Origin of the sequence: Vibrio aerogenes (assembly GCF_024346755.1) — a bacterium.
Taxonomy (GTDB): domain Bacteria; phylum Pseudomonadota; class Gammaproteobacteria; order Enterobacterales; family Vibrionaceae; genus Vibrio; species Vibrio aerogenes.
Genome location: NZ_AP024862.1, coordinates 285,343 through 299,689, shown reverse-complemented (window position 1 = coordinate 299,689; position 14,347 = coordinate 285,343). Strand labels below are relative to the sequence as shown.

Below are 14,347 nucleotides of genomic sequence, written 5' to 3'. Positions count from 1 at the left end.
ATGAAAACGCAACGCAATCGTTTGCTTTTGAATGGTATTTTTGTCATAATCAAACATATGTTTGCCAACCAAACAAAAGTTTATGACTGAACGAGAACGCCAAATACTGGATCTGATCAGGCAGGATCCAATGATTGCCCAAAGTACGCTGGCTGAAAAACTGGGCCTGAGCCGTAGTGCCGTCGCAGGTCATATCATGAATCTGACCCGCAAAGGTTATATTCAGGGAAAAGGCTATGTCATCGCACCTGAACAATATGCTGCGGTCATTGGCGGAGCCAACATGGACTTATGCGGCCGCTCTGCTGCTGCACTGGTCATGGGAGATTCCAATCCCGGTGAACTGATATCCGGTCCGGGTGGCGTCGCCAGAAATATTGCTGACAATCTGGGACGACTGGGCAGTTCTGTCCAGTTTATCGGAGCGGTTGGCAATGACTTATGGGGGGAGCAGTTACTGTCTGCCTGCCGGCAGGCGGGCGTTGGCGTCGATCACTGTCTGGTTATTCCCGGCAGAACCAGCAGCACTTATCTGTCAATTCACGATCCGGATGGAGAACTGCATCTGGCTCTCAATGACATGGCGCTGCTTGAAACACTCGATGCCACCGAACTGGCCCGGCGCAACGGCGTGTTTGAAAGAGCAAACGCGATTGTACTCGATGCAAACCTGAGTGAATCAGCACTTGGCTACCTGTTTCACACCCATAGCGATAAAGCGATTTTTGTCGATCCGGTCTCTGCCGTCAAAGCCGGGAAAATCGCCCCTTATCTGGCACAGATTCATACCCTGAAACCCAACCGGACAGAAGCGGAACTGTTGTCCGGCTGCCGGATTGAGCGTCCGGAACAGTTACCTGAAGTCGCCGCAATATTGCATGACCAAGGCGTCAAACGTCTGCTGATCAGCCTTGGTGCCCAGGGCGCTTATGCCAGTGATGAAGGCACAGGCCAGTTCATCAGCGCAGAAAAAACCCAGGTGAATAACGTCACCGGTGCCGGCGATGCCCTGATGGCCGGTCTGGTGCATGGTTATCTGCATCACCACAGCTGGACCGATACATTAGAGTTTGCGCTTGCCGCTGCAAGGCTGGCTCTGCAATCTGAGACCACCATTCATTCAAAGATGTCAGAAAAGGCGGTCCGCCGCCTGATTGAGGAATCAACATGTTAGAAAAATATCTCGATATTCAGCCGGAAGTTGCCAAAGCACTGGCAGACAACCAACCTGTCGTCGCACTGGAGTCGACTATTATCTCGCACGGTATGCCTTATCCACGTAATGTCGAAACTGCCCTGCAGGTGGAAAAAGCCATTCGTGAATCGGGTGCAATCCCGGCCACCATTGCCATCATCAAAGGCCGCCTTAAAGTGGGGTTGAGTGAAGCTGATATTGAATATCTGGGCAAAGCAGGGACAGATGTCACGAAAGTCAGCCGCCGTGATATTCCGTTTATGGTTGCCGGCCAGCATGATGGTGCAACCACAGTGGCTGCCACCATGATTCTGGCAGAACTGGCTGGTATCCGCGTCTTTGCAACCGGCGGAATTGGTGGTGTTCACCGTGGTGCACAGGAAACATTCGATATTTCTGCGGACCTGCAAGAGCTGGCCTCTACCAGCGTGGCTGTCGTGTGCGCCGGTGCAAAATCGATTCTGGATCTGGGGCTGACCCGTGAGTATCTGGAAACTCATGGCGTGCCTGTCATTGGCTATCAAACCGATCAACTCCCGGCGTTTTATACCCGGGAAAGTGATCAAACCATTGATTATCGCCTTGATAGTGCCGAAGCGATTGCAACCGCATTAAAAGCGAAATGGGAACTGGGTCTGAAAGGTGGTGCCGTGATTGCAAATCCGATTCCGCAACAATATGCCATGCCGGTTGAAACGATCAATACGGCGATTGAACAGGCGCTGACAGAAGCTGATGAGCAGGGAATATCCGGTAAAGAATCGACCCCGTTTCTGCTGGCACGGGTCTGTGAGTTAACCGGCGGTAACAGCCTTGATTCAAATATTCAGCTGGTATTGAATAATGCCCGTCTTGGCGCTGCGATTGCCATAGCGCTTTCTGATTTATAAACATTCTCATTGAGAAACACAGCCGGGAAGAGGCCCGCTACGGGCTTCTCCGGTATTTCACCCTGATGAAGCAGAACCAGACGCAAAATAGATATCCCCGTAAAAGATATCGATCAGTTCATGTTCTAATCATAAGCAGTTTTAAAAATAAGCGGTTTCAAAAAATAAGCGTATACAAGTGGTCGGCATATAACTTTCCGCCAATCATATAAGCATCCGGCTCAACTTCTGTCAGTTCAAAACCACACTTTTCTAAGACCCGTTCTGACGCAATATTTCCTTCCGTCACGACTGCCTGAAAAGCGGTAATCTCACAGGTTTCCACCGTCCACTGAATCAACGCTTTCAGCGATTCAGTCCCAAACTGGCGGCCATGATGCGCGGCACTGAGCAAAAAGCCGACTTCTGCAATACCATCCTGCAAAAAAAAGCCAGTGATCCCAACCGGCTCACCGGAGTTTTTCTGACTAATCAGTAAACATAACCAATGCTCTGAGTCAGAGTTCCACGGGTAAAGACGTGACTGAAACTTTTGTTCAATTTCATCCGGCTCAGGCTGATCAAAACAAAACTGAGTCACCCGGGGATCGGTATAAAGTGACTCAAAAAATTCCCGGTCTGACAGGCTCAGCGGTCTCATTTTTAACCGCTCAGAAATAATTTCCATCATTGCTTTCCTTCTGAATATGAGGCGACTCCGCTCTGGCGACTTTCTGAAGCTGCCAGTGCTTCGCTTTTTTTTATATGAATGATTTTTTATCAATAATTTTTTATATCAATAAGTTTTTTATATAAGTAACTATTTATATAAATGGCGACTTATAGGAATGACCCTATTTATGAATGACTATACTGACAAATCAGTGCCTTTCTGAACAATCAATCTGTTCCCGCTTTATACGCAGCCTGAGATCATCCGGGCATCATAAAGCGTTCGATTGTTTGTGCGACCGCAACCGGGTTATCCCACATCATCGAGTGGCCCGCCTGTGGAATGATTGAAACATCAACCCCCGACTGTGGCAATCTTTCCGTATCCGGGTCCGGCAACGAATATTCACCAAAGAGGACCAACCGGGGTTTTGACAACTGAAACAGTAATGTGCGCCATGTGGGGACTGAGCCGGCAACCAGTGAACACGCCAACCGGTGTACCGCTATTGGGTGAGCAACCTGCATGGTTCCTGCCCAGATGTCGTTTCCGCTGGCGGCCGAGTCCTGAATTTTCTGCTGATGTCCCTGCCTCAGATATTCAGACAATGATTGCTCTGCAATTGAACAGCTGAAAAAACCACCGCCCGGATCCAGATTCGGCTCAGCCAGAATCAGCTTTTCCACCTTATCGACACACAAGGAGGCAAAGACCGTTGCCACAGCACCACCGGCACTGTGACCAAAAATCACAAACCCGGACAAGTGAATTGCATCAACCAACTCAGCCAAAACCTGTGCATGGGCTTCCACGCTATAGCTGAAACCGGCCGGGTGATCGCTGAACCCGGCACCCAATAAGTCGACCAGAATACAGCGGTGTCCCTGAGAGACCAGTTGTGCGGCGACAGCAGGATAATCACTGGATGAGGCACAGCCAATCCCATGAATGAAGACGATAGGCACTTTATCGCCGGGAATATCGTGATAACGCAGAAAGGATTGACAGGATTCGATAAAAAGACTTTTCATAGCCACATTGTGATTGCTTAAACCAGACGATCAATATACCAATATGAATCATGATGTGAACCGGAAAGAAAGAAAAAACAGGGAGACAGCAAGCTGCCCCCCTGAACAGAAGTCGTGAAATCTGCCAGCACCTTAACAAAGATGCCTGTTGCTGGTTCAGGCCTTATCTGTCAGCCGTTCAAATTCCGGTATATATCTCGCGCCTGTCACCGTCATCTGATTCAGGCATACCAAATCATCCTGACTCAGCATGACGGATCCAGCCCCCATATTATCTTCCAGATGCCGGATACTTTTACTGCCCGGAATGGGAACAATATCCTCTCCCTGTGCCAGTAACCATGCCAGTGCGACTCTGGCTGGTGTGGTTTCATAGCGTGTGGCAATCTCCTTCACAACCTGAGCCATCTGCATATTGGCCTGATAGTTGTCGCCCTGCAAACGCGGATCGCCCCATGAGCGAAAATCATCCTTCGGATAGGATTCCGCGGGCTTTGCACTCCCGGTCAGAAAACCACGTCCGAGCGGACTAAAAGGCACTAAACCGATATTTAGTTCACGCAGCGCCGGGATCACGTCTTCTTCCAGCTGGCGTTCCCACAAAGAGTATTCACTTTGCAACACAGACACGGGCTGGACCTGATTTGCCCGGCGAATGGTCTTGACACTGGCTTCAGACAAACCAAAATACTTCACTTTACCCGCCTGAATCAGCTCACCCACCGTTCCGGCCACCTCTTCAATCGGCACCTCCGGGTCGACCCGGTGCTGATATAAAACATCAATATAATCCGTTTGCAGCCGTTTCAGGGATGCATCCACAACCTGTCGAATGTGCTCCGGACGGCTGTCCAGCCCGGAAGCACGGGTTTGGCTGATATCAAAGCCAAATTTAGTCGCAATAACAATCTTTTCCCGCTGCCCCTGCAAACCAGCGATCCACCGGCCCAGCAATTCTTCATTTTTATAAGGCCCGTAAAATTCAGCGGTATCAAAAAACTGAACGCCCAGTGCCAGTGCCCGATCAAGGGTTGCCAGAGATTCCTTCTCATCGGCGGGTCCGTAGGCATGGCTCATTCCCATACATCCCAGGCCAAATTCCGACACGGTTAACCCCTGCTGCCCTAAAAGCCGTGATTTCAACATAACTTGCTCCTTCATCTGCATACAACCCGATGTTGTTTCAGTGTTATTGATTGCGTGGAGTCATTATGCAGTGATTGATCTGATTATTTAATCTAACATAATATAAATAGATTATTTATATTAAGAGACACAGTATTTAAGAGACATAGTAATTAAGAGACATAGCAATTAAGAGGCATAGAAATGCAAAATGGTGAATATACAGAACTCAAAGCATTTTGCGCCGTCGCCGAAGCCGGTCGTTTCTCCACCGCTGCAAAACGGCTCCAGATTTCAGCATCAGCCCTCAGCCAGATTATCCGGCGTCTGGAAGACCGGCTGGATGTCCGGCTGTTTAACCGGACCACCCGCAGCGTTGCATTAACCGAAGACGGTGAAAGATTTTTTCAGCAGATTCGTCCGGCTCTTGGCTCATTAGAAGCCGCTTTTCATGAGTTGAAAGCACAGTCCGGAACATTGAGCGGTATAGTCCGGATTCATGCCACTCATATGGCCGCAGACACGATACTCACACCGTTTATTGGCCAGTTTCATCAACACTATCCGGACATTGTGCTGGATGTTGTCGCAGAAGATTCGATTATTGATATCACAGCTGCCGGATTTGATTGCGGTATTGCGCTGGGAGAGTTTGTTCAGCAGGATATGATTGCCTATCCGTTAGGCCCGGAGCTGAGAATGACCGCAGCAGCCAGCCCTGATTATCTTGCCAAGCACGGCACGCCACAAACGCCTGCGGATTTACAACACCACCAGTGTTTGAACTGGCGTCATATGGCAGAAAAAAGTATTTACCGCTGGGAGTTTTTTCAGGATGATCACTGGATTTCGGTTGCTGTCAATGGCCCGCTGATCACAACCCGCAGAGAGCTGGCATTAACCGCAGCCCTGCAACACATCGGCATCGTATTCTGGACCGAAGACAAATTACAGCCCTGGCTGGACAGCGGAGAACTGGTCCCTCTGTTGCAGGATTTTTGTCCGCCATTTTTAGGCTGGCATCTTTACTATCCGAGACATCGTCATTCTTCCAGCGCATTGCGGGCACTGATTGAGGCCCTCCGGCAGTTTTACCCGCGACCATCATCTTTATCCGAATCCAGATGACTAGAGCGTGTTTCATACAACTGCCCGTTTCCGTCACCTAAATACCTGTTCCTAAATATGCTCCACTTTTGGTAACGAGGCAGATATCGATAAGCAGACCTTCCGCGCCAGGGAAGGCGCGGCAGAGCCCCAAGGATGGGTTTATGCGTGTCTGTGTTCGATATCTGCCTGAGTGACCTACAATTAGGAACTGGTATTTAGGTGTATACCCATATATGGGTATACAATAACGCGGATATACTCACGTAATTAATGCTCAACAATCAGGCGGATACGCCTGAATAATAAGGAACGCGAATGATGAGTGATTCTCAAAATCAACGTATTGTACTTGCCTCCCGCCCTCATGGCGCACCCACTCATGAGAACTTTCGTCTTGAAACTTCAGCAATCCCCACCCCCGGAAAAGGTGAAATCTTGCTGAAAACAATTTATTTATCCCTTGATCCTTACATGCGCGGGCGCATGAGTGATGCAAAGTCATATGCCGAACCGGTAGCGGTGAATGATGTGATGGTCGGTGGCACAGTGTGTCAAATTGTGGCATCCAAACATCCTGATTATCAAACCGGAGAATGGGTACTGGCTTATACCGGGTGGCAGCAGTACGCTCTGTCTGCCGGAGAAGGATTACTGAAACTGGGTAACAATCCACAAAATCCGTCTTATGCACTGGGAATTCTGGGGATGCCGGGATTCACTGCTTATATGGGCCTGCTGGATATTGGCCAGCCACAATCCGGGGAAACCGTTGTGGTTGCCGCAGCAACCGGACCGGTTGGTGCAACGGTCGGACAGATTGCCAAACTCAAAGGCTGCCGGGTGGTTGGCATCGCTGGCGGCGCAGAAAAGTGCCGGTATGCCACTGAGACACTGGGCTTTGATGCCTGTATTGACCACCATTCTGAGCAGATGGCTCCATTACTGGCAGATGCCTGCCCCGGAGGCATCGATGTTTATTTTGAAAATGTTGGCGGAAAAGTATTTGATGCCGTCATGCCGCTTTTGAATACCAAAGCCCGGATTCCGCTATGTGGTCTGGTATCGCAGTATAATGCGACTGAACTACCTCAGGGCCCCGATCGGCTGTCTCAGTTGATGGGCATGCTGCTGGTCAAACGGATCAAAGTTCAGGGATTCATTATTTTTGATGACTATGGTCACCGCTACCCTGAGTTTGCTCAGACGATGAGCGAGTGGGTGTCTCAGGGGAAAATACATTACCGGGAACAGGTTGTTGCAGGGCTGGATCATGCGCCAGAAGCCTTTATCGGGCTACTTGAAGGCAAAAACTTTGGTAAATTAGTGGTTCAGGTCGCTCAGCCTGAGTAACCCGCAGCGATGACTCAAGGATGACAACACCGTAATCGTGTTGTCATTCTCAGCTTTCGGGTGCAAATTTTGCTCAATCTAACAGCATTTTGAGCAAGGCATGAAGAGAAACAAAGTGATTAACTTTGCCAGTCGGCGATCTGTAATCCATAAATCGCATGATCAAGCAGACGGTCGCCAATCTGCTCTTCCTGAGTCAGAATACCTTCCAGTTTGAATCCCAGGCGTTCACAGACATTCCGGCTCGGCTGATTACCAATCGCCGCAGAAATCTGCACTTTGGTCATACCCATCTCAGTAAATGCTATGTCCGTTAATTTAGCCACAGCACGGCTGACAATCCCTTTGCCCTGATGTTTCTGACTGAGCCAATAACCGATTTCAACTTTTTTCAGATCATGGTTGATTGAATTGAAGCTGATATTTCCGACCACTTGCCCTTCAAACAAAATGGCACAGGTCAGTGACTTGCCGTTTGCATAATCAATCAATGACTTTTGAATGAACTCAAGGAAAAAGGCACGGTCCTGAGCAAACTGAGGCCACGCCAGCCACTGACTTAAGTAATCCCGCTGTGAAGTGGCAATATCCAGATAGTCCTTTGCAAAAGCTGGCTCTATCAACGCTAATTCAAGCTCATCCGTAACTTTCAGTGTAAACATTTGATTCCCCAATTGTCTAAAGTCAACCCGACCAGAATATATTGAGGCATATTATCATAACAGACTGAAATAACGAGCTTTAATCGGGTTCAGGGCAACACCAGCCACATCAGCAACAAACCTGCGGATAACCCCAGGATAAATAATCCCCAGAGCGTACCGACATGAGTCTCATCTCCGAATTTATCGGAAATTTTCAGGGAGCGCACAAACAGTGCACATCCGGAAAAAGCGCCGAGTAAAAGCAGTCCAGCCCCGACAACCAGCACAATCATTTGAAATGTTGACATGAAACCCACCTACTCAAAATCAACTTCACGAACTTTTTTATCCGTCCGGCATCTTTCCACATGGGTGCGGATTGTTTCCCGCAGGTTTTCCCCGTCAGGAATCGCCTTTAAAGTGAGATGAGGATGCGATTTATCTGATGTTTCCAGAATAATATTGCCCAAAGAAAAAAGCCTCAGGAAAAACGGCTGCTCATATTTGTAATCACGCACCCGGTAAAGCTCTATTTCGTCGGTTTTCCGGTTCAGAACCCCATATCTCGTCCGGAGACGCTCGGTCGTTAATTCATATTTGATGTTTTTTACCTCCAGCCATTTCCACAAGATAATAAACAGAGGAATGACAAGCCAAAACAGAATGCCCATGAATACAAATGTTCCTGCATTCACAATCTGAGAGGGTGTTCCAAACCAGACTTCTTTTTCTTCCGACATGATATTCTCCGGTATCAGGGTATTCACTGAAAAACAGCGATGCGTTTGACAGACGAGACGATTTGTATACCCAAACAACCTGAAGATGCATGATTCAGGTCGCCAGGGCATGTTGACCCTAGAGCGTGTTTATTTGTGACCCATCATTACCATAGTCAATGATTTGTTATAAAACCACACCAGTTCAGACGACAGGAAAATTTCATTTTAAAAAACTGAAAGGACTCAGGTGCCGGATAAATAATGAGCGCCAGCAGGAACGGCGATGAAAGATAAACCCGCACTGGCGCCCTGCGGATAATTCTGTCCGGGCTTGCGCCGGCATGACTGATTTTCAACACAGAACGATCATGGTCTCAAATCAGTGTCCTTTTTCAAGCCCGGACAAGTTTCACTGAATACCGAATCTTCAGCTTGACTGAGTTGATACCCGGATTATTCAGCCTGGCTTTAATTGCCTCCGGAGTCAATCACGACAGTCAGTATACCCAGTGACCTCAAGATGCATGTTCAGCGGGTATATCACGTTCATGATAGTGTGGTACTCAAACATGGCATGCCTCTTTATTTTCTGCTTCATTTAAAGGAGAACAAATAATTTTATCCAGACTTTCTATTGTTTTAAATGTGCATGAACATAATATATTTTGACATTGATAATAAGATTCCTTTGTTGTTTTTGTCAGATACCGACTGGTTCTTGTATGTGCTGATTTATTACAGATCGGACAACGCATCATGATTTTCACCTAATTTAAATTACCTAATAATAATAAGTTACAGAGGTAGAATGTTCCTGATTAATTGTTATTTTTATATATAAACGATGCTAAACAACTTCTGAATATCATTTATTATTCAAATAATTTCCGCTTATTTTTAATCTATCATTTCTGATACAACAATGATGTATTTAATTTGTTGTGTGATATATGTGAAAACCATATTTATTATTGAACCATACATAAATATGGTTTTATTAAATCTCCTTAAACAAAAGAGGTTTAATTATGTTATTACAAGATAAAGTTATCACAACTGCATGGTCTCGCGCTGACGCACTGAAAGTTAAATTCGATGATCCAACAACAACACAGCCAATCGTTGATCTTAAATTCCCGGTGATGGATGAGACCTTGTTTATCTGGGATACAATGCCGCTGAAAAAATTAGATGGCACCATCGTTTCAGTGAATGGATGGTCAGTCATTTTTACATTAACAGCAACCAGAGAGCCTGATGTCTATAAAAACAAAGACGGCAGTTACGATATTACTTCAGACTGGAACGCACGTCACGGACGGGCAAGAATATGTTATTGGTATGCAAAAGATGGTCAGAGCTGGATTTACGGTGGACGGGTCATGGCTGAGGGCGTTTCACCAACAGCAAGGGAATGGGCAGGAACACCGGTTCTGATTAATGAAGAAGGTGATATCGAGCTCTATTATACCTGCGTTTCACCGGGCGCGGCTATCGCTAAAGTCAGGGGCTGTATTACTGAAACCAGTGATGGCATCAAATTATCTGACTTTCACTCGGTGACAAAACTCTTTTCAGCTGATGGTTTTTACTATCAGACAGAAGAACAGAATATTTACTGGAATTTCAGAGATCCAAGTCCGTTTATCAACCCCGGTGACGGTAAACTCTATATGGTTTTTGAAGGCAATGTTGCAGGTGAACGAGGAACCCATCGAATTACCTCTGAAGATTTAGGAAACCTGCCACCGGGATATGAAGAAGTCGGTGGTGCCCGCTATCAGGCTGGATGTATTGGCCTTGCGGTCGCCAAAGATGAGCAGGGAGACAGCTGGCAGCTATTGCCACCGCTGATTACAGCCGTCGGTGTAAATGATCAGACAGAGCGCCCGCACTTCGTCTTTAAAGATGGTAAATATTATCTGTTCACAATCAGCCACCAGTATACATATGCCGATGGTCTGACCGGGCCGGATGGTGTCTATGGGTTTGTCAGTGATTCTCTCTTCGGTCCTTATGAACCCTTAAATGGTTCCGGTCTGGTACTGGGCAATCCATCTTCCCAACCCTTCCAGACCTACTCACACTGTGTGATGCCGAATGGGCTGGTCACATCCTTTATTGATAGTGTCCCTGCACCTGAAGAGAGTGAATATGACGGAGACTATCGTATCGGAGGAACTGAAGCCCCAACAGTACAGATTAAAATTGAAGGGAACAGAACTTTTGTCGTTAAAACATATGACTACGGTTTTATTCCTCCAATGGAAAACATTTTCATTCAATAAAGAATCTGGTGGTGCATTCGTGCACCACCTTATTTGAGAGGAATCTATGGATATGAATAGTTCTCTGGATATAAGCCGTATCCTGGATATATTAAACACTCTTGATATAAAAGGACACATCGGGTTGATAAAAGCCTTTTTTAAAAGTGATTCAGTCTTTTTAAGTCTGTCTGCTTCATTTTTTCTGGCAAGCTTAAGAATTATTTATTCTGGCGGAAACTTATCAGATATTATATTAGAAGGTACAATGTGTAGTTGTTTGACATTAATATCTTTATCTGTGATAGAACTGACAGGAATATCAAATCAGTTTACTGTATCAATTGGTGGATTCATTGGATTTATGGGAGTAAAAAAAATCAGTTCATGGATCAATCGTTTTATATCAAAAAAAATTTCTTAATGAATCACATCTCTATATACGCAAACGCCCTCAGGATGCAAGGTTCAGCTATCAGATGAAGACATGAACCTGAAGCGGCGCTCCTGAAGGGCGTCATTGTCTGGTCCTGATATATACCCAGATGGAAGCACAGCTTGTCAGGTGCTTCGCCATGAAGAAAACGTGATGCTCAACACGTTGGGATAAATTCAGCTGACTAATCCGGCAACCACAAAATTCAAGTCCTGTTTTCACCCGGCGTTTAATCTGCCCGGCAAGACTGACGCTTTTATACCTATGCCCAAGAGACCCAGGATGCATGTTCAGCGAGAACTGACTGGTTTCTGAGCATGGCACTGATTTCCGGGAAGCGACATTCTGCGTTGAAAATCAGTACAGACTTTAAGGTGATAGTTCACAGGGAAATTACCTCATTACCAGGCTTGACCATATCGATGACTCTATGAAAAATTTGCATTCTCACATCCCATACGCCAGACCAACACGCCGTCTCTGGTATCCTGCTCCCGGAATCAGGCTGCATCCTCTGCAACATCACGACGCCACCCGTTTGCTGGCCCTGTTTTCTGACAAAGTCTGTGATAACCTGGCGATTGAACGCATTCACACCTTAAAGCAGGCTCAGAACTTTGTTCATGGTGATGGCTATGCCCATAAAGTTCGTCTGGGTATCTGGCACAAAAAACACGGACTGGTTGGCAGTGCAGCCTGGGGGGAAGATACCAGTGACAGTGCATTTATCAGTTATTGGGTAGCCCCTGCTTTTCAGCGCCATGGGTATGGTCGTCTGGCTGTCACACAACTTGTCCGGCAGTTAAAACAGCAGGGATTTCATCAAATTCTGGCAGATGTCTATTTTGATAATCTGCCATCAAAAAGCTTATTGATAAATCTTGGTTTCCGGATAGAAGGAACACTGGAAGAGTATGAAGAGAAACCCATTTTGCGGCTGATGCTGGAAGGTGACAACCAGCCCCATGGCCTGACACAGGTATCTTTTCATCCACTTTCCTCATAATGTCATTTCCTCATAACGAACTATCGTTATTGCAGTCGCGCTTTGCAGTCGTATGCCCACATAACCAATCCCCCGAACCAGCAATGCCCGGACAAGCTCCGGGCACAAGTCAGCATACTTATCACCAAACATGTTCCAATCAGCAATAAACTGCTTCAGCGAGCCTGATCGACAATCAATGACCAGAGAAGGGCTCCGCCAAACCGGTTTACAATTAACCTGACGTCGTCCCGGCTGAATCCATTTGTCTGACTTCCAGAATCACCCGCTGTCGAGCTTGTGATTCAATCAGCTGATTGACCTGATTCCGGTTGCTGGCATCAAGAAATGCATCCCATTCATCCAGTGCCAGTGGCTGATCGGTTTCTGTCAGCAGCCAGTCCAGACATTGCCGGCTGTATTGTCCGTCAGACAATCCGGGATCAACCTGCCATGGCCAGTCAACCCGACGGGCCGGATTGAAATAAAGGATATCCTGCTCTTTTTCAAGCCGGCGTAAAAATGTGGTTTTCCCGCTGCCATTTTTTCCGCGAATCCGGTAACGCCCCTGGAAAAGCATCGACAAATCAAACGCTTCTGCCGGTTGATGATTCACTTCAATCTGTACCAAACGTACAGGTGGTGATGGTTCATCTGCCTGTCCGAACTCCTGCAACGTATTCAACAATCCCCTGACAGATGGTAAAGATAAAAAAATCTCAATGACATCATTTATCGAACCAATCAGATGAAAAATCCGCGTCAGATTAATGACCACAGCCAGCAGCGCCGCCTCACTGGTGTCCGCAGACAGCATCAGATAAACGATCAACCCCGATGTGGGTAACAAGCTAAACAGGGAGGACAGCAGGAAAACACATGACTGAAAACCAGCGTGCGCATTTCTGGCACTGCAAAAACGGAAAATTTGGTCAAGTGCCCGATTTTGCCAGCACCGGCGGTTGAGCACATTACCACTGATAGCATTGGGGTGAATTTCTTTCAGATGATGCGTTAAAGATGATGTTTCCCGTGACTCAGTCTCCGATAATGTCTGCATTCGTCCACTCGTTAACCGGCTGACAACAAAAACCAGTAACAGAGTCATTAAAATAGCCAGCAAGAACCGGCCATCAATAAAGACACCAATCATCGCCAGACTTAATGAAAAATTAAGCAAAGAACTCAGTCCATAATAAGCAAACTGAGTAAAACGCCCATATACATCCCGCACCTGCGCGGTATAAAAACCAAGCTTATGTTCAGAAGGAGACCGCTGATATATTTCAGCCTTGTCTGCCCAGAACGTGGCCAGCACGAACGATTCCCAGCGGGTTTTACAATAGCCTGAAAAATATCCCGGCAGATACGGCAAAACCATCAGCATAATATAAATGAAGACTAAAAAACTGACATCCTGACTGCCAAGCCCGTGTTCAATCACAGCGGACGAAAGTCTGACAGAGATATAAACTGATAATCCGATAAAGGATTGATGCGCTAAAATACACACACACATGATGCAGAACCAACGGTTTCTGCACATTGCTGCCATTTGATGCAACATAATAAATCACCTGTAAAATAACCTTACTTACAACTGGTTCACCACAATCAACTTCCCACCAGAGACGCAGAAAAATAACTGTCCGGCGAAAAACAATTGAGTGTTCAGAATAAATTCACGAAAGGTATTTCAGGTTACATATCACGTCACTTTTGAAGAGAATAAGGCGTAAGATACCAGAGCGTGTTTATCTTTCATAGCCTAACCTGTAGTTGCCTGAAATTTGCTCAGTCAAGGCGCGAAAAGTGTCGTTTAGTGATTCTAAATGAGCTTTGAGCAACACAGAGTGAGCAATTTTCAGGCACTACCCGAAGGGCTGGGACCATTTTTTACTCTGACCGCGTTGGCAAATGTTAAATATAGATTGCTATTA

General features: G+C 46.6%; 16 protein-coding genes. 7 read left to right on the top strand and 9 right to left on the bottom strand.

Features of this window, described 5'->3' with window-relative positions; genetic code table 11:
- Nucleotides 1-82: 82 nt before the first annotated feature.
- Nucleotides 83-1,174: a PfkB family carbohydrate kinase gene (locus OCV29_RS19040; protein ID WP_073605009.1), complete on the top strand. Its 1,092-nt coding sequence runs from the start codon at nucleotides 83-85 to the stop codon at nucleotides 1,172-1,174.
- The gene (locus tag OCV29_RS19035) at nucleotides 1,168-2,085 is read left to right on the top strand and encodes a pseudouridine-5'-phosphate glycosidase (RefSeq protein WP_073605010.1); all 918 of its coding nucleotides are present in this window, start codon (nucleotides 1,168-1,170) and stop codon (nucleotides 2,083-2,085) included. Before OCV29_RS19040 ends, OCV29_RS19035 begins: the two co-directional genes overlap by 7 nt.
- Before the next feature lie 157 nt (nucleotides 2,086-2,242).
- On the opposite strand, the gene OCV29_RS19030 is transcribed toward OCV29_RS19035, so the two are convergent.
- The 3 genes from OCV29_RS19030 to OCV29_RS19020 form a co-directional block, all read right to left on the bottom strand.
- Nucleotides 2,243-2,752, bottom strand: a complete 510-nt coding sequence (locus OCV29_RS19030) for a GNAT family N-acetyltransferase (RefSeq protein ID WP_073605011.1) — start codon at nucleotides 2,750-2,752, stop codon at nucleotides 2,243-2,245.
- Nucleotides 2,753-2,997: 245 nt separating this feature from the next.
- Nucleotides 2,998-3,768 (bottom strand): alpha/beta fold hydrolase, encoded by a 771-nt coding sequence (locus OCV29_RS19025; protein ID WP_073605012.1) that lies wholly within the window; start codon nucleotides 3,766-3,768, stop codon nucleotides 2,998-3,000.
- A 156-nt stretch (nucleotides 3,769-3,924) separates the two neighbouring features.
- A complete protein-coding gene (locus OCV29_RS19020) occupies nucleotides 3,925-4,914 on the bottom strand; it encodes an aldo/keto reductase (protein WP_073605013.1) in 990 nt (329 codons plus the stop codon).
- Nucleotides 4,915-5,097: 183 nt separating this feature from the next.
- Between OCV29_RS19020 and OCV29_RS19015 the strand changes: the two genes are divergently transcribed.
- Both OCV29_RS19015 and OCV29_RS19010 read left to right on the top strand, forming a co-directional pair.
- A complete protein-coding gene (locus OCV29_RS19015) occupies nucleotides 5,098-6,021 on the top strand; it encodes a LysR family transcriptional regulator (RefSeq protein WP_073605014.1) in 924 nt (307 codons plus the stop codon).
- Between the two features lie 300 nt (nucleotides 6,022-6,321).
- Nucleotides 6,322-7,353: an NADP-dependent oxidoreductase gene (locus tag OCV29_RS19010; protein WP_073605259.1), complete on the top strand. Its 1,032-nt coding sequence runs from the start codon at nucleotides 6,322-6,324 to the stop codon at nucleotides 7,351-7,353.
- Nucleotides 7,354-7,472: 119 nt separating this feature from the next.
- Here OCV29_RS19010 and OCV29_RS19005 read toward each other — a convergent pair whose 3' ends face one another.
- From OCV29_RS19005 to OCV29_RS23680, 4 genes are all read right to left on the bottom strand, one after another.
- Nucleotides 7,473-8,015 carry a GNAT family N-acetyltransferase gene (locus OCV29_RS19005; RefSeq protein WP_073605015.1) on the bottom strand — a complete coding sequence of 181 codons (543 nt, stop codon included), beginning with the start codon at nucleotides 8,013-8,015 and terminating at the stop codon, nucleotides 7,473-7,475.
- An 89-nt stretch (nucleotides 8,016-8,104) separates the two neighbouring features.
- Nucleotides 8,105-8,305 carry a hypothetical protein gene (locus tag OCV29_RS19000; protein WP_073605260.1) on the bottom strand — a complete coding sequence of 67 codons (201 nt, stop codon included), beginning with the start codon at nucleotides 8,303-8,305 and terminating at the stop codon, nucleotides 8,105-8,107.
- A gap of 9 nt (nucleotides 8,306-8,314) precedes the next feature.
- Nucleotides 8,315-8,737, bottom strand: a complete 423-nt coding sequence (locus tag OCV29_RS18995) for a PH domain-containing protein (protein ID WP_073605016.1) — start codon at nucleotides 8,735-8,737, stop codon at nucleotides 8,315-8,317.
- A gap of 545 nt (nucleotides 8,738-9,282) precedes the next feature.
- Nucleotides 9,283-9,474, bottom strand: a complete 192-nt coding sequence (locus OCV29_RS23680) for an ogr/Delta-like zinc finger family protein (protein ID WP_390903472.1) — start codon at nucleotides 9,472-9,474, stop codon at nucleotides 9,283-9,285.
- Nucleotides 9,475-9,747: 273 nt separating this feature from the next.
- Between OCV29_RS23680 and OCV29_RS18990 the strand changes: the two genes are divergently transcribed.
- The 3 genes from OCV29_RS18990 (at nucleotide 9,748) to OCV29_RS18980 (ending at nucleotide 12,428) form a co-directional block, all read left to right on the top strand.
- Nucleotides 9,748-11,007 (top strand): glycoside hydrolase family 68 protein, encoded by a 1,260-nt coding sequence (locus OCV29_RS18990; protein WP_073605019.1) that lies wholly within the window; start codon nucleotides 9,748-9,750, stop codon nucleotides 11,005-11,007.
- 52 nt (nucleotides 11,008-11,059) lie between these two features.
- Entirely contained in the window at nucleotides 11,060-11,410 is a 351-nt protein-coding gene (locus OCV29_RS18985; protein WP_175561582.1) for a phage holin, lambda family, read from the top strand.
- A 442-nt stretch (nucleotides 11,411-11,852) separates the two neighbouring features.
- Nucleotides 11,853-12,428 carry a GNAT family N-acetyltransferase gene (locus OCV29_RS18980; protein WP_073605022.1) on the top strand — a complete coding sequence of 192 codons (576 nt, stop codon included), beginning with the start codon at nucleotides 11,853-11,855 and terminating at the stop codon, nucleotides 12,426-12,428.
- On the opposite strand, the gene OCV29_RS18975 is transcribed toward OCV29_RS18980, so the two are convergent.
- Nucleotides 12,423-12,560: a hypothetical protein gene (locus OCV29_RS18975; RefSeq protein WP_175561583.1), complete on the bottom strand. Its 138-nt coding sequence runs from the start codon at nucleotides 12,558-12,560 to the stop codon at nucleotides 12,423-12,425. The genes OCV29_RS18980 and OCV29_RS18975 overlap by 6 nt on opposite strands.
- Nucleotides 12,561-12,642: 82 nt before the next feature.
- Nucleotides 12,643-13,974: an ATP-binding cassette domain-containing protein gene (locus tag OCV29_RS18970; RefSeq protein WP_073605023.1), complete on the bottom strand. Its 1,332-nt coding sequence runs from the start codon at nucleotides 13,972-13,974 to the stop codon at nucleotides 12,643-12,645.
- Nucleotides 13,975-14,347: the final 373 nt, after the last annotated feature.